This window comes from Shimazuella sp. NTD248 (genome assembly GCF_059510395.1).
The window spans coordinates 78890-98384 of record NZ_JCAJZT010000002.1 but is presented as its reverse complement, the minus strand read 5'-3'; the positions used below and the strand labels follow the sequence as shown (position 1 = coordinate 98384).

Annotated in this window: 18 protein-coding genes and 1 other annotated feature; of the genes, 12 read left to right on the top strand and 6 right to left on the bottom strand. The window is 38.9% G+C overall.

Annotation, left to right across the window (positions count from 1 at the left end; genetic code table 11):
* Position 1 precedes the first annotated feature (1 nt).
* Positions 2 to 730 (top strand): response regulator transcription factor, encoded by a 729-nt coding sequence (locus AC5WOE_RS05060; protein ID WP_496049787.1) that lies wholly within the window; start codon positions 2 to 4, stop codon positions 728 to 730.
* Positions 727 to 2526, top strand: coding sequence for a sensor histidine kinase (locus tag AC5WOE_RS05055; protein ID WP_496049788.1), 1800 nt, complete (start codon positions 727 to 729; stop codon positions 2524 to 2526). The genes AC5WOE_RS05060 and AC5WOE_RS05055 overlap by 4 nt, the downstream gene beginning before the upstream one ends.
* Before the next feature lie 415 nt (positions 2527 to 2941).
* Here the strand turns inward: AC5WOE_RS05055 and AC5WOE_RS05050 are convergent, their stop codons facing one another.
* From AC5WOE_RS05050 to AC5WOE_RS05040, 3 genes are read right to left on the bottom strand one after another with little or no spacing between them, the layout of a single operon-like run.
* Positions 2942 to 3613: an SDR family oxidoreductase gene (locus AC5WOE_RS05050; protein WP_496049789.1), complete on the bottom strand. Its 672-nt coding sequence runs from the start codon at positions 3611 to 3613 to the stop codon at positions 2942 to 2944.
* Between the two features lie 48 nt (positions 3614 to 3661).
* Positions 3662 to 5245 carry a phosphoglycerate dehydrogenase gene (gene serA, locus AC5WOE_RS05045; RefSeq protein ID WP_496049790.1) on the bottom strand — a complete coding sequence of 528 codons (1584 nt, stop codon included), beginning with the start codon at positions 5243 to 5245 and terminating at the stop codon, positions 3662 to 3664.
* Complete coding sequence (locus tag AC5WOE_RS05040; RefSeq protein ID WP_496049791.1) at positions 5238 to 6392, bottom strand: pyridoxal-phosphate-dependent aminotransferase family protein; 1155 nt, start codon at positions 6390 to 6392, stop codon at positions 5238 to 5240. The genes serA and AC5WOE_RS05040 overlap by 8 nt, the downstream gene beginning before the upstream one ends.
* Before the next feature lie 57 nt (positions 6393 to 6449).
* Positions 6450 to 6675 (bottom strand) — a binding site (T-box leader).
* 768 nt (positions 6676 to 7443) lie between these two features.
* Here AC5WOE_RS05040 and AC5WOE_RS05035 point away from each other — a divergent pair.
* Genes AC5WOE_RS05035 through rbsB form a run of 6 tightly spaced genes read left to right on the top strand, consistent with a single transcriptional unit; the run spans position 7444 to position 13089 of the window.
* Positions 7444 to 8430 carry a LacI family DNA-binding transcriptional regulator gene (locus tag AC5WOE_RS05035; protein WP_496049792.1) on the top strand — a complete coding sequence of 329 codons (987 nt, stop codon included), beginning with the start codon at positions 7444 to 7446 and terminating at the stop codon, positions 8428 to 8430.
* Entirely contained in the window at positions 8427 to 9338 is a 912-nt protein-coding gene (gene rbsK / locus AC5WOE_RS05030; RefSeq protein WP_496052064.1) for a ribokinase, read from the top strand. The genes AC5WOE_RS05035 and rbsK overlap by 4 nt, the downstream gene beginning before the upstream one ends.
* The gene (gene rbsD / locus AC5WOE_RS05025; protein ID WP_496049794.1) at positions 9313 to 9708 is read left to right on the top strand and encodes a D-ribose pyranase; all 396 of its coding nucleotides are present in this window, start codon (positions 9313 to 9315) and stop codon (positions 9706 to 9708) included. Before rbsK ends, rbsD begins: the two co-directional genes overlap by 26 nt.
* Positions 9709 to 9724: 16 nt before the next feature.
* The gene (locus AC5WOE_RS05020) at positions 9725 to 11212 is read left to right on the top strand and encodes a sugar ABC transporter ATP-binding protein (protein WP_496052063.1); all 1488 of its coding nucleotides are present in this window, start codon (positions 9725 to 9727) and stop codon (positions 11210 to 11212) included.
* Between the two features lie 54 nt (positions 11213 to 11266).
* Positions 11267 to 12160, top strand: coding sequence for an ABC transporter permease subunit (locus AC5WOE_RS05015; RefSeq protein ID WP_496052235.1), 894 nt, complete (start codon positions 11267 to 11269; stop codon positions 12158 to 12160).
* Positions 12161 to 12177: 17 nt separating this feature from the next.
* On the top strand, positions 12178 to 13089 hold the full coding sequence (gene rbsB / locus AC5WOE_RS05010) for a ribose ABC transporter substrate-binding protein RbsB (protein WP_496052062.1): 912 nt from the start codon (positions 12178 to 12180) through the stop codon (positions 13087 to 13089).
* Positions 13090 to 13192: 103 nt separating this feature from the next.
* Here the strand turns inward: rbsB and AC5WOE_RS05005 are convergent, their stop codons facing one another.
* On the bottom strand, positions 13193 to 13531 hold the full coding sequence (locus AC5WOE_RS05005; RefSeq protein WP_496049797.1) for a VOC family protein: 339 nt from the start codon (positions 13529 to 13531) through the stop codon (positions 13193 to 13195).
* A gap of 256 nt (positions 13532 to 13787) precedes the next feature.
* Here AC5WOE_RS05005 and AC5WOE_RS05000 point away from each other — a divergent pair, with 256 nt between their 5' ends.
* Positions 13788 to 14756, top strand: a complete 969-nt coding sequence (locus AC5WOE_RS05000) for a DNA polymerase III delta subunit-related protein (RefSeq protein ID WP_496049966.1) — start codon at positions 13788 to 13790, stop codon at positions 14754 to 14756.
* Between the two features lie 110 nt (positions 14757 to 14866).
* Here AC5WOE_RS05000 and AC5WOE_RS04995 read toward each other — a convergent pair whose 3' ends face one another.
* On the bottom strand, positions 14867 to 15364 hold the full coding sequence (locus tag AC5WOE_RS04995; protein WP_496049967.1) for an inorganic diphosphatase: 498 nt from the start codon (positions 15362 to 15364) through the stop codon (positions 14867 to 14869).
* An 88-nt stretch (positions 15365 to 15452) separates the two neighbouring features.
* The gene (locus AC5WOE_RS04990) at positions 15453 to 15662 is read right to left on the bottom strand and encodes a ferredoxin (protein WP_240874188.1); all 210 of its coding nucleotides are present in this window, start codon (positions 15660 to 15662) and stop codon (positions 15453 to 15455) included.
* A gap of 701 nt (positions 15663 to 16363) precedes the next feature.
* Between AC5WOE_RS04990 and AC5WOE_RS04985 the strand changes: the two genes are divergently transcribed.
* The 3 genes from AC5WOE_RS04985 (at position 16364) to AC5WOE_RS04975 (ending at position 19473) form a co-directional block, all read left to right on the top strand.
* Positions 16364 to 16954, top strand: a complete 591-nt coding sequence (locus AC5WOE_RS04985; RefSeq protein ID WP_496049798.1) for a genetic competence negative regulator — start codon at positions 16364 to 16366, stop codon at positions 16952 to 16954.
* 211 nt (positions 16955 to 17165) lie between these two features.
* Entirely contained in the window at positions 17166 to 18434 is a 1269-nt protein-coding gene (locus AC5WOE_RS04980) for a Glu/Leu/Phe/Val family dehydrogenase (RefSeq protein ID WP_496049799.1), read from the top strand.
* Positions 18435 to 18498: 64 nt separating this feature from the next.
* Entirely contained in the window at positions 18499 to 19473 is a 975-nt protein-coding gene (locus AC5WOE_RS04975) for a YpdA family putative bacillithiol disulfide reductase (protein ID WP_496049800.1), read from the top strand.
* Positions 19474 to 19495 lie beyond the last annotated feature (22 nt).

Sequence of the window (19495 nt, the reverse complement as noted above, 5' to 3'; positions counted from 1 at the left end):
ATTGGCATCTAATGAAGGCAAAAATTATTCTATCTTAGTCGTAGATGACGAGGATCGCATCCGGCGTTTGCTAAGGATGTATTTGGAACGAGAAGGTTATGTTATTGAAGAAGCAGAAGATGGGGAAATAGCAGTCCAAAAAGCATCTTCACAAAATTACGATCTCATCTTATTAGATCTGATGTTACCAGGTATGGATGGTTTGGAAGTTTGTGCAGAGATCAGAAAACATAAAGCTACTCCCATCATTATGTTAACAGCTCGTGGAGAAGAAACAAATCGAGTAGAAGGTTTCGAAGCTGGTACGGATGATTATGTAGTGAAGCCGTTTAGTCCCAGAGAATTGGTGCATCGAGTGAAAGCTGTACTTCGACGAGCATCTGCAACCGCATACTTATCTACGAATACGGAAACACACAATGTTATTGTCTTTCCTGAACTCACTATTGATAATGATGCTCATGAAGTAAAAGCAGGCGGCAAATCAATCTCGCTTACCCCTAAAGAATATGAATTACTGTATTATCTGGCACAGTCACCCGATAAAGTATTCACTCGTGAAACCCTACTGCGTGATGTATGGAATTATGAGTTTTTCGGCGATTTACGAACCGTTGATACTCACGTAAAACGGCTCCGGGAAAAATTAAATCGTGCATCCAATCGTGCAGCATCGATGATAACTACAGTTTGGGGTGTAGGTTATAAACTAGAGGTGCCTAAAGAGTGATTTTAAGAAGTGTTGTCGGGAAACTGTGGCTTACGATAATTATTTTGGTTTCACTCGTTCTGATTCTTCTGAGTTTGTTTCTTAATCAACAAGTAGAAAAGACATATGTGCAAGACCAACAAATTAGTTTAAGTAAGCTAGCAGACGTCGTACAACGCAAATTAAACAGTACGATGATTGATATGCCTAACTATGTTGCTAATACAATTGCCATTGCCAAACAATTTAACACACATGTAGTTATTGTAGATCGGAATGGAAAGGTTTTACCTACTCTATCTTCCTTTGAAGATTCTGTTCCAAAAGCACTAATTCAAAAAGCCAATTTACCATACATACTAGCTGGAAATAAAAGTGTGGCCGTTGGGCGTATTCCGTCAACGGAATCCTTTTTAACGAGTGCCTTTCAAAAGAATGATGTGTTTTTAGTTGGAGTTCCTTATAAGAAAGATAATAAGACGATTGGTGCGATATTACTTTATCAAACAAAAGATCAGTTGAGTGTTTCGGATATCAAACATTGGATCTTTTATTCTGCTCTTATTGGTATTGCTTTAACTACTGTTTTTGCTTTCTTTTTATCAACACGTATTACCCAACCATTGATTCAAATGCAAAAAGCAGCTGAGAAAATGGCTCTTGGGCAATTTTCCACTCGTGTTCGAGTCAGGCCGCATGAACGCGATGAAATAGCTGACCTCGCGATCACGTTTAATCGCATGGCGCGACAGTTGGAAGAATCCATTAATCTTTTATCTCATGAGAAGGAACAGTTGACTAGTATTCTGAGAAGTATGGTCGATGGAGTTTTGACCATCAGTGCTTCAGGTAAAGTCATTGTCACCAATCCACCTGCTGAAAAATTACTAACTCTATATGATTTTCCTCATTCTCGTTTACTTCCGCCTCCATTGGAAACCGCATTTCGCCAAGTATTGGAGGAGGAGAAAGAGTATCAGGGAGACATTACAGAACAAGGAAGAACCTGGTCTGTTGCCATGACTCCACTATATGCGAGGAATCAAGTGAGGGGAGCAGTAGCCGTTATTCGAGATGTTACAGATGAACGATTACTTGAAAAGTTCCGCAAAGATTTTGTGGCCAATGTTTCCCATGAACTCCGAACACCACTTGCTATGTTACAAGGATATAGTGAAGCTTTGTTAGATGATATTGCAGAAACACCAGAAGTTCGACACGAGATTGCTCAAGTGATTAATGATGAGTCACAACGTATGGGTAGATTAGTCAGTCAGTTGCTTGACTTAGCGAGGATGGAAGCTGGGTATATTGACTTAGAACCAACCTTTATCTCCTTGCATCCATTCATTACCCGGGTATGCCGAAAATTTGCAAACTTGGCAGAAGAGCAAAAAGTTGAGTTAACTAGTGATTTCCATAATCCATTGCCTGAAGTATTTTGGGATACAGACAAAGTGGAACAAATTTTGACTAACTTAATCGGAAATGCAATACGACATACACCAGAAGATGGAACCGTTACTGTAAAAGTTTATTGGGAAAATGACTTTGTTCATCTCGATGTCGTCGATACAGGGGAAGGAATACCAGAAGAAGACTTGCCATTTTTATTTGAGAGATTCTACAAAGCGGATAAATCTCGGAAACGAGACAACTCTTCTGGAACTGGACTCGGATTGTCGATCGTAAAACATTTAATCAAAGCTCATGATGGCGATGTTACCGTTCGAAGTAAATTGGGTGTGGGGACAACGTTCTCTGTACAGCTACCAGTAGAGGTAAAGTTAGAGAATGATGAGGAGTTAATAGGATAACGGAAGAGAGATGTTGGTCTATCTTGGACCGACATCTTTTTTTGTAAATGACTCAAAGCGAATATAATCTATTGACTAACTATTGTGTTACTATAATAATTAAGCGCACTAGTTAGAAAGGTACGATTAATGCGACTTCTGCGATTTCTTCAGAATAGCTTGTCCCGAAAGGGCGCTGTGACCTACGGATATATCACTGTGCCTCAGATCGTGATCTGTTCTGGGAATCCAAATGAGATCACAGGAGTAAAGTCAGAAATGGGTTCGGTGACGCTGCCGGTGATGCAGGTGGAATCAGGAGCACCGCCGAAAGGCAACGGCTCTTGACTGGGAGCGTTGAACCGTGACTAAGTGAGAAAAGACCGACTTGAATCATTCCTTCAATAGATCAAGTCGGTCGCTCGTTTCAAAACATTTACGGAACTTGTGGACGCATCACAATTTGACCATAGATGACTTCTTTAGGGGATTCAACAACCATCAGAACCGTTTCTGCGACTTTTTCAGGTGGCAGAGCCCAGTCTTTGGGGGTGCCAAAATTAGTCTTAATGGAGCCTGGACAGATGGTGGATACTCGTACATGATATGGCTTAAGCTCTTGGGTTAAGCTATCAGACAATGCCATCAATGCAAATTTGGATGCGCAGTATCCTCCACCTTTAGCAAATGCTCCAAGGCCTGCTCCACTGGAGATATTGACAATATGGCCTTTTGTCGTTTTTAAGTGAGGGATAGCATATTTGCAAGTAAGAAAAGGCCCTTTGCTGTTTACATTAAGCATTTCATCCCATTGTTCTTCTGTTAGTTCGTCGACCGGAGCAAAATGCCCAACTCCAGCATTGTTTACTAAAATATCAATTTGATCCCATTTTGCTATCGTTTGGTCGATGACATCTTTTACTTGCTCTTGTTTGGTGATATCACAGCTTACAGGGAAAATTTGCTCAGGAGCTATCTTTGCTAACTTGTTTAAGGATTCTTTATCCCGAGCAGCAGCAACTACTCGATATCCCGTCTGAACAAATTGTTTTACAATCTCATAGCCTACTCCGCGACTTGCTCCTGTTACAATAGCTACTTTGCTCACGATGTTTCCTCCCGTTACAATCGTTTACACCACTATTATACTTAATGACTAGAGCTCAATCACTTGAACTCCATTTACTACACCACACTCACGTAGATTTTCAAGAGCATTCTCGTCAATACCTTTGTCTATTCCTAGTAGCATAATGGCCTGTCCACCGATTGTTTCTCGACCAACTTGCATCGTAGCAATGTTTACATTGTCATTTCCGAGGATTGTCCCAACTTTTCCAACAACCCCTGGTTGGTCTTGATGAGTGATGTGAAGAATATGTCCTTCTGGGACAACGTCAACAGAATATCCATTTACTTTTGTGATTCTAGCACCAAATCCATTCAGTAATGTACCAGAAACAGTAGTTTTTCCTCTGCTTGTCGTAATATTTACTGTTATCAACTGTGTAAATCCATGACTAGCAGTGGATTTTTTTTCAAGAACTTCAATTCCACGATTCTTCGCCACATGTGGGGCATTTACTTGGTTAATTCCATCAAGATGCTCTGAGAGTACACCACTTAGTAAAGCTCGTGTTAATGCGGAAACTTCAAGGTCTGCTACTTCTCCGCCATAGGAGATAATCATTCTTTGTACAGCACCAGTTGCCAGTTGGGAAGCAAATTTTCCTAGCTTTTCTACTAATGGCAGGTAAGGTCCTATCTTTTTTTGTAATTCTGCTGATAGTGAAGGAAGATTTACTGCATTTTTGAAAGGTTTGTTTCTCAGTACATGTAGTACTTCTTCAGCAACGTCTATAGCTACATTTTCTTGTGCTTCCACAGTAGAAGCACCAAGGTGAGGCGTAACAATAACTTGTGGTAAAACGAAGAGTGGGTGATCGGATGCAGGTGGTTCTTGTTCAAATACATCCAACGCAGCTCCAGCAACTTTGCTAGATTGAATAGCAGTGACAAGTGCATACTCATCGATAATACCACCACGTGCACAATTCAAAATACGAACCCCATCTTTCATCTGATGAAAAGCGTCACTGCTGATGAGATGACGAGTTTGTTTGGTTAAAGGAGTGTGAACAGAGATAAAATCTCCTGCTCGAATAGCATCTTCAAACGAAGCTTTTTGTACTCCCAGTTCTTCGGCACGGGCAATAGTCAAATAGGGATCAAACGCGACGACATTCATCCGAAAAGCTTTTGCTTTGAGGGCCAATTCTGCACCAATACGTCCTAATCCGATTATGCTTAATGTTTTTCCATTAAGCTCTACCCCAACATACTCTTTTCGTTTCCATTCCCCATTGATGGTGGACCGATAAGCTTGTGGAATATTACGGGATAGGGAGATGAGCATTGCAAAAGTATGCTCAGCGGTTGAAATCGTATTTCCATCGGGAGCGTTCATCACGATAATGCCACGTTTTGTAGCGGCATCAACATCGATGTTATCTACACCTACTCCAGCTCTACCAATTACTTTCAATTTATGAGCTCTTTCTAGTACTTCCGCAGTCACTTGCGTTTGGCTGCGAACGAGCAGTGCATCTGCGTCTTCTATTTCAAGCAATAGTTGGTCTGATGATAATCCTGTCTTTTTTACAACCACCACATCTTGTGCATCTGACAGAGCAGCTAATCCTAAATCGCTTATATTATCTGTTACCAATACTTTAAACATAAGTAGATAAAACCTCCTCAGCAGCTTGTATTGCAGTACCAAAAGATAGGGCTACATTTTGTTTCTTTAAGGAAATCTCAATTGCAGATAGAACAGGTAATATATCGAAGGGGTCGCAGTAGCCCATATGACCGATGCGGAAGATCTTTCCTTTTAAATGTTGTTGTCCTCCTGCGATGACAATTCCCATATTTTTGAGATCGCTTCGAAGGCTTTCACTATTCCAACCATCAGCTTGGAACACAGATGTAACAGTTGGAGAAGCGTCCTGGTCACTTGTCATTAATGGTAAAGAAAGAGCACGAATAGCACTTCGGGTCATTTCTTTCATCACTTCATGACGTTTGAAAATTTGAGTCAATCCTTCCTGCTCCAGTAACTCAAGCGCGGCATCAAGGCCAAACAATAGTGATACAGCAGGAGTAAACGGAGTTGTGCCTTTTATTAGATTATCGCGGTAACGTCTGAAATCGAGATAAAACTTTGGATTTTTATTTTCTTCAATTACTTTCCATGCTTTTTGGCTAACTGCTGCAAACGCCAATCCAGCAGGGATCATCAATGCTTTCTGTGAACCAGCAACTGTGATATCGACTCCCCACTGATCCATCTCAAATGGTACGGCACCTAAGGAACTAACAGCATCCACGATGACGAAGGCATCAGAATGTTCCTTAACGATAGGGGCTAATTTATCAATTGGATTTAAAACTCCTGTAGATGTTTCACATTGAGTAAAAAAGACAGCTTTTGCGTTTGGATTTTGTTTCAATACGTTTTTTACAGCATCAGGTTCAGGAGTTTTCCCCCATTCCACATCTAATTTCTTTACAATAACACCATATTCTGTCAATATTTTCGCGAAACGATCCCCAAATACACCTGTTACTACCACGATAGCTTCTTCATTAGGTTGAACCGTATTGACAACAGCTGCTTCAAGGACAGAAGTACCACTGCCAGTAAACAATAGAGGGGACTCATTTGTGCCAAAAAAAGGTTTTAAGCGTTCGCTTACCTTTTTGATGAGTGTACTAGCTTCACCGCTTCTATGACCAATCATTGGCTTATTCATAGCAGCTTGAACTGCTGGTGGTATCGGAGTTGGACCTGGAATGCGAAGATTGATTTTGTTTGCTATAAACATAAGATAAATTTCCTCCTTAAAATAAAAAAACTCGTTCCAGTCACCTACTGTAGGTAGGTGAGGGACGAGAGACTCGTGGTGCCACCCTCAAATCATCGTTTGCTCACGCAAACAACCTTGAAAAGTCAGTTGACTTAGAGGTAACGGATCTACCGTATTTGCCTACTATATTCTTTCAGCAAATCACTCCAGAGTGCTCCATCAGGTTAGGAATGCCGATTTACACCAACCACCGGCTCTCTTTAATTCCTCTTTCCTCATTTGGCTCTTTCATCGCTTTCGTATGAAGTTGTGCTTACTTTAACACGAATAAGAAAAGCATGTCAATGCACTTTTGTGAAAAATGGGTCCGTAATAAAGAACGTTTATTGTGAGTTATAGTGATAATGTTCGCTTTTTTAGTATTTATGGATGAAAGCAGCTTTTTTCGACTTGCGAAAACACAAAAAACCAGATAGTAGAACTATCTGGTAAAAAGCAAAATAAAACAAAGCAAATTACATAGAATGGTTAAGACAACCATACATGGTCATTCTGCGTTTCAGCGATCACTGGTCGCAGTTACTGGTAAGCTTGATCGTATCCTGTTACCGATGCGAATACGTTTTTTTAACCAACACTATATGTTAGCTAAAAGGACGTATCCGTAACCGTAACGGGGAAACGATTTGTTTTCAAAACATCATTTGTTTCCTTCCCGTGTGACGCGTCCAAAAAGATCACGCTTACTCCAAGAAGTCACCAGAAAGTATGGGTAACACATTCCAAATTTATTATATGATAGAGAAACGTTCAGATCAATCAGAAAATGCTTTGTGTTTGTGTTTAGATACGTTGGAAAGACATAAAACCTAAGGAAATAAAATGTAAATATAAAAACATCAAAAATAAATCCATAAAAATTTACTATCCTTCCCACTGGTAATAATAATACGGAAATATTTTTCCTTTGATATTAAAAATATACTTGACTAAAAAAATACACGAAGATATAGTGTATGTAACCGGTTTCATGTAACCGGTTACATACGGAAGGGGAGGTGTGAAGGATTTGGCTACTATTCGTGATGTGGCGAAGTTAGCCGGGGTTTCTGTTGCCACTGTATCACGAGTGATAAACAAAAATGGTTATGTCCATGAATCTACGAAACAAAGTGTAGAAGCAGCAATATCCCAATTACATTATCGTCCAAATGAAATAGCACGAACACTATATAAAAAGAATTCAAAACTTATTGGGCTGATCATTCCAGATATTACAAACCCTTTTTTTACAGAATTGGCTAGGGCGATAGAAGACACTGCACATCATTATGGATACACCGTTGTCCTTTGTAATACCGATGAGATTTTAGAGAAGGAAAAGCATTATATTGAAGTATTACAGCAACGGCAAGCAGATGGGTGCATTATGATTACCAATGAAAAAGTAACTCATTCTAATCTACAACAAGATTTTCCCATTGTGGCATTAGACCGTCCCATTCATGCAAAGATTCCTTTTATTCATGCTGATCATTACCAAGGGGGACAACTTGCAGCTCGGATATTGCTGCAAAAAGGATCCAAACATTTGGTTCATATTCGAGGTCCAAAGTATTTAGATTCTGCTGAAGCAAGGTATCAGGGATTTTTGGATATAGTAAAAAAAGAAAGTGTTTCCTATCACATATTGGAGAGCTCCTTTCAACCAAGAACTGACGAGCGGTTAATCAATGACCTGTTTGATCGTTTTCCAGAAACAGATGGAATATTTGCAGCAAATGATGTTATTGCAGTATCTGTTTTAAAAACTGCTTTGCGTCGAGGGATTGCTGTACCAGAAAAATTACAAATCATGGGTTATGATGGAATTTTGTTTGGACAGTTATTCTATCCATCTATTTCCACAGTCGCACAACCGATCTATCAACTAGGTGAAAAAGCAACCAAAATATTATTGCAATGGATTGAAACGAAAACTTGTGATCCGATGGTCAGTTGTTTGCCAGTAGAATGGATAGAACGTGATACAACTCGAAAGGAGTCAAATGGATGAGCAACATAGTGATAATCGGCAGTATTAATATGGATCTAGTTGTGATCGCTTCTCGACGTGCTCATCCAGGCGAAACTATTTTTGGAGAAAAATTTCTTACTATTCCTGGAGGGAAGGGAGCCAATCAAGCAGTTGCTGCTGCTCGGTTAGGAGCAGATGTACACATGGTTGGTGCAGTAGGAGATGATTCGTTTGGAGCATCCATGCTTCAGAACTTGAAAAAGGAAGGGATAAATACAACGAACATTCAAGTTCTGTCAGATGTGAGTACAGGTACTGCTCATATCACAGTTGCAGAAAGTGATAATACCATTATTGTTATCCCTGCGGCAAATGCAATGGTGTCTGTGGAGATCATACAATCAATTCGAAAATGGATAGAAGATGCTTCTATCGTGATTCTTCAACTGGAAATTCCACTCACGACAGTAACATATGCAATCGACCTTTGCCAAGAATTACAAACTCCTGTTTTGTTAAATCCGGCTCCTGCACAAGCTTTGCCGAAGGATATGGTGGATAAAGTAACTTATCTTACTCCTAACGAACATGAAGCAAAGATACTTTTTCCTGATGAAGAATTAGAAGAAGTGCTGAAAAAATACCCAAATAAATTAATCGTAACCGAAGGTGAAAATGGTGTTCGGTTTCATGATGGAGAGCAGTTGATCCATGTTCCAGCAAGAAAAGTTAAGGTAGTGGATACCACTGGGGCTGGAGACACCTTTAATGCCGCATTCGCTATTGGCCTAACAAAGGGATACAAATTGAAAGAAGCGATTGCGTTTGCCAACTTAGCAGCAGGATTATCAGTGGGTAGGTTAGGTGCACAAACAGGAATGCCCACATTAGAACAATTAATTCAAGTTCAAGGTGAGATCGATGAAAAAAATAGGCGTCATCAATAGTGAGATATCTACTGTATTGGCACGAATGGGGCATACCGATACCATTGTAATAGCAGATAGCGGCTTACCAATTCCTGAACATGTAAAAAGGATTGATTTGGCTGTTGATCTAGGAAAACCTACATTTATCGAAGTTTTACATGTTGTTTTAAGAGAATTAGAAGTAGAAAAAGTAACGCTTGCTTCCGAAATAAAGCAGCATAATCCGAATTTATTTCAACAGGTAGAGTCTATTTTTTCTGATCAGGGCAAATCATTTGTTTCACATGAGCAATTTAAAAAAGCATGTTACGAAGCGAAGGCTATCATCCGAACAGGTGAAAATACCCCATATGCAAACGTTATTTTGCATGCAGGAGTGATCTTTTAAGAAGGGAGGAGGTTTTATGCGAATTCAATTAAAAAATATATCGAAGTCTTTTGCTAAGAATCAAGTGCTTAATAGGGTTGATTTTGCTTTAGAGTCTGGTGAAGTACATGCTCTTATGGGTGAAAATGGTGCCGGAAAATCAACGTTGATGAAAATCTTGACTGGTGTATACACCCAGGATGAAGGACAAGTTTTAATTGATGGTAGGGAAACCAAATTTAAAAATGCGAAGGAAGCAGAAGAAAAAGGAATTGCTTTTATTCATCAAGAGCTGAATATTTTCCCGAATTTAACTGTTGCCGAAAACTTATTTCTAGGACATGAAGAAAAGATAGGTCACACGGGAATTTTAAAAACCAAACAGATGGAACAGAAAACAGAAGAGTATTTAGCCAGTCTTGGTTTATCTGTTAAAGCTTCAAAGCTTGCAGGTTCGCTTTCTGTAGGACAACAGCAGATGATCGAAATTGCAAAAGCATTAAGACTCCAAGCACAGGTTATCATCATGGACGAGCCTACAGCTGCTTTAACGGATCGTGAAATCCAAATACTTTTTTCCCTGATTGAAAAACTCAAAAGTCAAGGTGTGTCTTTTGTGTATATCTCTCATCGGATGGAAGAGATATTTGAAGTATGTGACAAAATAACGATATTACGTGATGGACAATATATCGCGACTAAACAAGTAAAAGAAACAACATTTGATGAAGTAGTTTATTTGATGGTAGGGCGAAGTATTGGAGAACGATATCCTATACGATCTGGCCATAAGCAATCAGATGTGTTTTTAGAAGTCAAAGATCTGACAAGAAAAGGTGCATTTGAAAATATCTCTTTTCATGTAAAAAAAGGAGAGATTTTAGGTGTATCTGGTTTAATGGGCGCAGGTAGAACCGAGATCATGAAAGCTATTTTTGGCTATGAATCAGTCCATTCAGGGGAGATATGGATAAATGGGGATCGAGTGTCCATTCGAAAACCATCAGACGCCATACGATATGGCTTAGGTTTTATAACAGAGGATCGAAAATCTGAAGGTTTAATAATAGATTTTTCGATTCAAGAGAATATGGTTCTACCAATTTTGAAACAATTTCAATCATTATTCGTTATATCCAAGCAAAAAGAAAAAAGTTTTGTTCATAAGATGATAAAAAAATTAAACGTTAAAACCACGAATGAAACGCAACAAGTCAAATCTTTAAGCGGTGGAAACCAACAAAAAGTAGTTCTTGCGAAATGGCTTGGACTTAGGCCGGATTGTCTTATACTTGATGAACCGACAAGAGGTGTGGATGTAGGAGCAAAAAAAGAGATTTATTCTCTCATGCAAGAGTTGGCTGATCAAGGTGTAGCGATCATTGTTGTTTCTTCAGATTTACCAGAGGTCTTAGGTATTAGTGATCGTATCATGGTCATAACTGAAGGAAGAGTTGGTGGATTTGTGGACAAACAAGATGCTACAGGGGAGAAGATCATGAATCTAGCAACAGGAGGGAAATAAATCGTGACTGCAATTCGAGAAAGACTAGGGACTGGATGGAAGCAATTAGGTTCCATGATTGGTTTAGTGCTCATTATCCTAATTGTAAGCGCTTTAAGTGTTGATTTTTTAACGATCAATAATTTGTTGAATGTTTTACGGCAAGTTTCTATCAATGCATTGATAGCTTTTGGAATGACTTTTGTTATCTTAACAGGTGGCATTGATTTATCTGTTGGCTCTATGTTGGCGCTATCGAGTGCTGTGGTAGCCCAATTGATAGCAAAAGGAGTAAGTTTCTATCCCGCATTACTAATAGGAATTGTGGCTGGAGCAATAATGGGTGCATTTAATGGTTTTATGATTACCAAAGGAAAAGTAGCTCCTTTTATTGCAACTCTCGCCACGCTAACTATTTTCCGAGGATTCACCCTGGTGTATACAGATGGTAGTCCTATTACGGGGATGGGTAATGATCTGTCCTTTCAATTGTTTGGGAAAGGTTATTTATTTGGTATTCCGATCCCAGTTGTGACTATGTTAGTGGTTTTCCTGTTTTTGCTTTTTGTATTAAAGAAAACGGTTTTTGGCCGACAGACCTATGCCATCGGTGGTAATGAAGAAGCTTCGATTTTAGCTGGCATCAAAGTCGATCGCATCAAAGTAGTCATTTATTCGATTTCCGGAGCACTTTCTGCATTAGCAGGGGTTATCTTAATTTCTCGCTTGAATTCAGCTGATCCAAATGCCGGCACTTCGTACGAATTAGATGCAATTGCAGCAGTAGTGTTGGGTGGTACCAGTCTTTCTGGTGGGAAAGGCTCCATCTGGGGAACGTTAATTGGTGCATTGATTATTGGAGTATTGAATAATGGACTAAATTTATTGAATGTCTCTCCATTTTATCAACTTGTGGTAAAAGGATTTGTCATTTTGTTAGCAGTACTCATTGATCGAAAAAAATCATAAAGGAGATCAGATATAAAATGAAAAAAATATTTACACTGGTCCTTGTTGGAATGTTGCTTTTAGTTGGTTGTTCGATGCAACCAGCAGGACAAGAAAAGACAAGTGATAAGAAATCTGCAAAAACAATTGGACTTTCTATTTCTACCATGAACAATCCATTCTTCGTTACTTTAAAAAATGCAACTGAAAAGAAAGCAAAAGAGTTGGGATATAAATTAATTACAGTAGATGCGCAAAATAATTCAGCAAAACAAGCGAGTGATGTAGAAGATTTGATTCAAAAAAACGTAGACTTTTTGTTAATTAACCCAGTCGACTCTGATGCTGTAGTTTCCGCAGTTCAATCGGCTAACAATGCAAATATTCCTGTTATTACATTGGATCGCTCTGCAAATGGGGGAAAAGTAGTTTCTCATATCGCGTCTGACAATGTATCTGGAGGAGAAATGGCTGGAAAACATTTACTTCAGCTAGTTGGTAATGGAGCAAACATTGTTGAGTTGGAAGGTGTACCTGGTTCATCTGCTGCACGTGAGCGTGGACAAGGTTTCCATAAAGTGATTGATGGGAAGTTAAAAGTAGTCTCTAAACAATCCGCAGATTTTGATCGTTCCAAAGGACTCTCTGTTATGGAAAATATCATCCAAGGAAACAAGAACATCCAAGGTGTATTTGCACAAAATGATGAAATGGCTTTAGGAGCACTAGAAGCTTTAAAATCTGCTGGTCTCACAAATGTGAAAGTTATCGGTTTTGATGGTACTGATGAAGCGAAAGCAGCAGTGAACAAAGGCGAATTATCTGCGACGATTGCTCAAAAGCCAGATGTTATGGGGGAAACCGCGATCGAAACAGTGAAAAAAGTTTTAACTGGTGAAAAGGTCGATGCTAATATCCCTGTGGCACTAGAACTTGTTGTGAAAAAATAGCATCATTGGTGAATTAGGTAAAGCTCCAATCTTTGATTTGGAGCTTTACTTTTTAACTCGTCTTGCCGAAAATTTACTGTTCCTAAAATCAAGGAAATTTAAACTAATGAACTACTTCGACTGTAAATCCTCCAGGAGCTTTTACATAAAAAGTATAGCCATGTGATTGGGCAGGTGGCTGTACGTCAAATCCATCTTCTTTCAACTGTTTATTTATTTCATCTACTTGCTCTCTGCTCTTTTGCGGGAATCCAATATGGAAGGTTTTTGGATAATTCACTTCTTTTCCATACATCAATGTTAGTACAAATTCATCTTCGTCGTACATTAAGGCAAATCCATTTCCACGGGTTGCTGTGCATGTTAAACCAAAATAAGTTTCTAAAAACTTACGTGCAGCCAAGACGTCTGTAACTGTCAGATTGAGATGATTCAGTTTCAATGTTGCTCACCTTTTCTCTTGAAATTGTCTTTCATTCTTATTGTATTATATGGAAGCTAGTGAGAAGTTTATAGATTGAACCAGTTTATTTTTCTGAGTTTTACATCCTAGAACTTGTTAGGTAGTTTAACGTCTTGTCTGCATATTTAAACAGAAACTTTAGTGGTTGAGGTTTATAACCTATCTAGCACTTGCAAGTTTTTTTATTTTGCATGAAGATAGAAGTACTGTGTTGTTGGAGGCGGTAGATTTGGCAATGAAAGATATGGTAGGACAAGAGTGTGTCGTCAGATGGCTTCAGTCATCGATCAGGCAGAATCGGTTAGCACATGCCTACTTATTTACAGCTTTAGATATGGATGAACCTATAAGAATGGCTATTCAACTTGCTAAAGCGTTAAATTGTGAGAAAAAAGATATCGATGCATGTGATTCTTGTCCAACTTGCATTCAAATTGAACATGGAAATCATCCAGATGTGATTACAATTCAACCAGATGGTGCTTATATTAAAATAGATCAAGTTAGAGCAGTACAAGCAACTTTTCGATATCGAGCATCCAACCATATTACACGAATTCTTATTATTGAATCTGCTGAGAAAATGCGATTAGAAACAGCAAATTCATTACTCAAATTTTTAGAAGAACCCATCTCTCCGATGGTTGCGATTCTCATTACGGATAAAAAAGAACGTATTTTGCCTACTATCCAATCAAGATGTCAATGGGTTCGATTTTCTCCTCCTTCTCTGCAAAACCAAATGGAGCAATATCTTGAGGCAGGATTTGCATCTACAGATGCACAATTGCTTGCTTCTCTAAAATACAAAGCGGAATTAAATGAACTTTCGCCCTTAGAATTAAAGGATTTGTTGGGTAAGTTGAATAACTGGTGTCATGATTTTGTTACTGGGAACGACTCTGCTCTATTGGAAGTACAAGTTGGATGGCTCGCAGATGTATGCGCTCAAGGTCAAGTGAAAAGTGTATTGGAATTGCTTTTGATGTGCTTAAGAGAAAAATTAACCAAACAGACCCATTATTTTTCGCCAAAAAATGAATCAGAAACAGCTATTACATTAGCTATGGAAAATGTACTGATTGCGAGTCGGATGGTACAAAAAACAGAGCTATCTTCTCCTGCGGTATTAGAGCAGATGGTAATTGCGACCCAAGAGAAACGAAAAAGTAAGCCAGATGACTGGCGTCTGATCGTTATCTAGTATATAGAAGAAAGGAGCTATCAACAGTTGTAGCTTCTTTTTTGTATCTATTTTTCATATTTATCGAAAAGAAGTATGTAAATGAAAAAACTCCCCATGACGGGGAGTTTCTACTTTGTTTCTTGGTGACGAGATAGACATGCTTGGTAAAGATTAGAGGCAAATGCTGCATCTTTCCAACCTTCGATATGTGTTTCTTTTTTCTCCAGATCTTTGTAGACTTGGAAAAAGTGAGAGATCTCATCCAAAATATGCGGGGCGACATCATCTAAGCTTTTTACATTTGCAAAACGTGGATCGTCTGTTGGTACGGCTAGCAGTTTTTCATCTTGGCCTTTGTCATCAGACATTACCAACACACCAATTACACGACTGGAAATAACACATCCAGGAAAAGTCGGAAAACTGGTGAGAACTAGAATGTCTAATGGATCTCCATCTTCTGCCAATGTTCCATCTAGGTATCCATATTCAGTTGGATAATGCATAGGCGAAAAAAGAACACGATCTAAACGGAAAACACCTTTTTCTTTATCGTATTCATATTTGTTTTGACTGCCAGTTGGAATTTCAATAAAGGCATCTACAATAATTTCTTGGGACATTATGAAACCTCCTTAAATATGTACAAGCAACATTTTAAACGTTACAGAGAGAAATTTCCACAAAATAAAAAAGAGGCGTGTTGGCCCCTTTTTATTCTTCGACTTTGATGGAGTCAGTAGGACATCCTTCTTGTGCATCACGAACATCGTCATGTAGGTCTTCTGGTACATCGGCTGTACCTGTATTATCATCTAATGTTACATATGCAATTCCATCTTCGTCATAGTCATAAACATCTGGTGCAGTTGCTCCGCAAGCACCACATGCAATACATGTGTCCTTATCTACCCAAGTACGCATGATTGAGATCTCCTTCCAAGTATGTAGCCTAAGAACTTCATACACCATTGTAGAATGATTCAGTGCATATTGCAACAAGGAATGTGCAAGTACACATAGAGAGTAAATCAATAAAGAAAGAAAAGGTAATTCGTAAGAATGAGGCAAACATTGAACCCATACTTCTATCATATAGTGAAGAGGGAGGGATGGTGATGAGTAAAACAATTTGGATAGTGAGTATTGCTACTTGCGTGGCGTTATATTATTTCCCTAATCAAGATAATTTCTGGGCTTACATCAGTGTACCATATTATTTATCTGTATGTGGATTGATTGTAGCGTTGTTCCTTTCCACCCAAAATATATACAAATTGATAAATTATATGATACTGATGAACTCCTCTCTACAAAAAACCTTTGTTCTTCTATTTTATGTATGTATTTTGGGTATACTCTTCCTGTTTCTTCCTACACATACAACTCTCTTCTTTTTTTTGTTTGCGATTTACCAATGGAGGGAATGGAGTGAATATAGAGACATACTTTTACTCCGGAAAGAGCAATTAAATAAAGAGAAGTAAGTTATCCTTTTATAGCATTTTTAGGGACGTTCATGTATCATAATAGTAGAAAGAAATGGAGACTTGGAGAAGGAACAAATTATTCTCCTAACACATACAATACCATGTAAAGGTCTCCAGCGAGGGAGGGTAAGAGCCATGCGTGTCGAACGTCTAGGTGGGGATAAGGTCCGTTTCTTTTTAACTTTGGATGATTTAATGGATCGAGGAATTGAGAAAGAGGATATGTGGCGTGATATCCCCAAGGTGCATGAACTATTTAATGATATGATGGAGCATGCCTACCAAGAATTAGGCTTTGAGATTGCTGGGCCTTTAGCCGTAGAGGTATTTGCCTTACCAGCGCAAGGGATGGTTGTTGTCGTAACACGAGGACGAGTTCCTAAATCAGAAAATGATGACTATGATGGCAGCGATGTTTATGAGCTAGAGGTAACGATGGAAGAGAGTGATCGTATCGCTTTCCGGTTTAGCGACTTCGAATACTTGGTTCAAGCCGCTCTCCGTCTAGAACCGTTAGTGAAACAAGCGGGTCAAGTATATAGCTATAAAGATTCTTATTATCTTTTATTCTCAGACGATATCCCAACTTCACGCTTAGAAGGTGTTATTGCAATTTTATTGGAATTTGGAGAGCCTTCAACAGCAACAGATGTTTTTTTAATGGAGTACGGTAAAGAAATATGGAAAGAGAATGCGATTAAAGAGATTATCCACTATTTTGGTTAATGATATAGAGAATTATTACGCGCTTCGAGCGCGTTTTTTTATGGAATTACATTGATTTTTACTTTGCATTTGTAGTAAGGTGAAAAGGGTGTGTCAATCGTAATTTTTTATATATTATTTCTTCTTTTTTTACAGGCTTTTTCCTGCTAAAGAAGTGGTGTATACTGTTCACGTGATGGAATAAGTTCGATAACATTTCGAGGTGGTTAGGATGGGACAAACAATAGCGAAAGGTCAAGAAGAAAATCTAGATGTACTAGTTTCTACACAAACAGTTGTAAAAAATGCATTGGATAAACTAGGATATCCAGAGGCGGTGTATGATCTGCTAAAGGAACCAATGCGTATATTGACTGTCCGAATTCCGGTTCGTATGGACGATGGAAAAGTGAAAGTATTTACAGGATACCGTGCTCAACATAACGATGCAGTTGGACCAACCAAAGGTGGTGTTCGTTTCCATCCAGATGTAACAGAATCAGAAGTAAAAGCATTATCCATTTGGATGAGCTTAAAAGCAGGTATTGTGGACTTGCCTTATGGCGGTGGGAAAGGCGGTATTGTCTGTGACCCACGAAACATGTCTTTTGGAGAGTTAGAGCGTTTATCTCGTGGTTATGTTCGAGCGATCAGTCAAATCGTGGGACCAACCAAAGATATTCCAGCACCTGATGTTTTTACCAACTCCCAAATAATGGCATGGATGGTAGATGAATATAGTCGTATCCGTGAATTCGATTCTCCAGGATTTATTACAGGAAAGCCTTTGGTTTTAGGTGGGTCACGTGGACGTGAAACTGCTACAGCAGCAGGTGTGACTATCATGATTAACGAAGCAGCAAAAAAACGAAACATTGATATCAAAGGCGCTCGAGTTGTCATTCAAGGTTTTGGTAATGCGGGTAGTTTCCTTGCTAAGTTTATGCATGATGCTGGCGCAAAAGTCGTTGGGATCTCGGATGCTTATGGAGCGCTTCATGATCCAGATGGATTGGATATTGATTATTTATTGGAGCGTAGGGATTCATTCGGAACAGTTACAAAGCTATTTAAAGATACGATTTCTAACCAAGATTTATTAGAATTAGATTGTGATATTTTGGTACCCGCAGCTGTTGAAAACCAAATTACAGCTCGCAACGCAGCTAATATTAAAGCAAGCATCGTGGTGGAAGCTGCAAACGGTCCAACTACATTAGAAGGTACACGTATCTTAACGGAACGAGGAATACTGCTCGTTCCAGATGTAATTGCAAGTGCTGGAGGAGTTACTGTTTCTTACTTTGAATGGGTACAAAATAATCAGGGGTACTATTGGTCAGATGAAGAAGTCCAGTCCAGACTGGAAGAAATTATGGTTAAAGCATTTGCAAATGTTTACCAAGCAGCGGAGTCTCGTGGTATAGATATGCGTTTAGCAGCTTATATCGTTGGTGTAAGGAAAATGGCTGAAGCTTCCCGGTTCCGCGGGTGGGTTTAAACATATAATAGAAGAAAAATGAAAAGCACCCACTTGGGTGTTTTTCGCGTAAGAGGATGACAAAATGGAAGATGTAATTATTATTGGTGCAGGGCCATGTGGGTTATCAACTGCAATCGAGTTAAAAAAAGCTGGATTTAATCCATTGATCTTGGAAAAAGGGTGTATAACGAATTCGATCTATCACTTTCCACTTGGGATGACTTTTTTTAGTTCTCCAGATAAGATTGAAATTGGCAATGTACCTTTCCCTACCATTCACGAAAAGCCTACGCGAATAGAAGGTTTAACATACTATCGGAGATTGGTGGAACATTTTGGATTGCGTATTCATCAATATCAACCAGTGGAGCATATTTATGTTAATCCTCATCATTTTGAGATCTGGTCTACTTATCGTGGAAAAAAGCAAATTTTCCATTCTAAGTACTTGATCGTTGCGACAGGATATTATGGAAAACCAAATTTATTAAATGTTCCTGGGGAAAATTCACCTCATGTCCATCATTATTTCCGAGAAGCTCATCCATATGCTGGAAGAGATGTGGTGGTGATAGGTGGAAAAAACTCAGCAGTTGATACAGCTTTGGAGTTGTCTTATGTCCGAGCAAATGTAACGATGATCTATCGGCGGTCTTCTTTTCAATCGAGTGTAAAACCATGGGTAAAACCGTTGATTGAAGCAGTTATCAAAAATGGACGAGTAAAAATGTTTTGGGATACCGAAGTGGAAGAGATACAAGATGATACTGTTATTGTTCGTCATCAAGGTAATAGGAGAAAAATACCTACCGAGTTTGTTTTTGCAATGACAGGTTATCAACCAGATACTTCTCTTTTACAAAGTGCAGGTGTTCAGTTTGAGTCAGATGCCAAAGTCCCCATTTACTCGGAGTACATGGAGACTACAGTTCCTAACTTATATGTTGCTGGCGTTGTCATATGTGGGAAAGAGACTAGTAAAGTATTTATAGAAAATGGACGACTACATGGTCAACAAATTGTCCAAGGTATTAAGAAAAAAGAACTTGTTGGATAACTATAAAACAGTTAAGTGCAAA

What these genes read in the sequence shown, in the direction of transcription:
- serA (WP_496049790.1), bottom strand. Translation starts at nt 5,245, where the DNA reads ATGTTTAAAGTATTGGTAACAGATAATATAAGCGATTTAGGATTAGCT.
- AC5WOE_RS05040 (WP_496049791.1), bottom strand. Translation starts at nt 6,392, where the DNA reads ATGTTTATAGCAAACAAAATCAATCTTCGCATTCCAGGTCCAACTCCG.
- rbsK (WP_496052064.1), top strand. Translation starts at nt 8,427, where the DNA reads ATGAGCAACATAGTGATAATCGGCAGTATTAATATGGATCTAGTTGTG.
- rbsD (WP_496049794.1), top strand. Translation starts at nt 9,313, where the DNA reads ATGAAAAAAATAGGCGTCATCAATAGTGAGATATCTACTGTATTGGCA.
- AC5WOE_RS05020 (WP_496052063.1), top strand. Translation starts at nt 9,725, where the DNA reads ATGCGAATTCAATTAAAAAATATATCGAAGTCTTTTGCTAAGAATCAA.
- AC5WOE_RS05015 (WP_496052235.1), top strand. Translation starts at nt 11,267, where the DNA reads ATGATTGGTTTAGTGCTCATTATCCTAATTGTAAGCGCTTTAAGTGTT.
- rbsB (WP_496052062.1), top strand. Translation starts at nt 12,178, where the DNA reads ATGAAAAAAATATTTACACTGGTCCTTGTTGGAATGTTGCTTTTAGTT.
- AC5WOE_RS05000 (WP_496049966.1), top strand. Translation starts at nt 13,788, where the DNA reads ATGAAAGATATGGTAGGACAAGAGTGTGTCGTCAGATGGCTTCAGTCA.
- AC5WOE_RS04990 (WP_240874188.1), bottom strand. Translation starts at nt 15,662, where the DNA reads ATGCGTACTTGGGTAGATAAGGACACATGTATTGCATGTGGTGCTTGC.
- AC5WOE_RS04985 (WP_496049798.1), top strand. Translation starts at nt 16,364, where the DNA reads ATGCGTGTCGAACGTCTAGGTGGGGATAAGGTCCGTTTCTTTTTAACT.
- AC5WOE_RS04980 (WP_496049799.1), top strand. Translation starts at nt 17,166, where the DNA reads ATGGGACAAACAATAGCGAAAGGTCAAGAAGAAAATCTAGATGTACTA.
- AC5WOE_RS04975 (WP_496049800.1), top strand. Translation starts at nt 18,499, where the DNA reads ATGGAAGATGTAATTATTATTGGTGCAGGGCCATGTGGGTTATCAACT.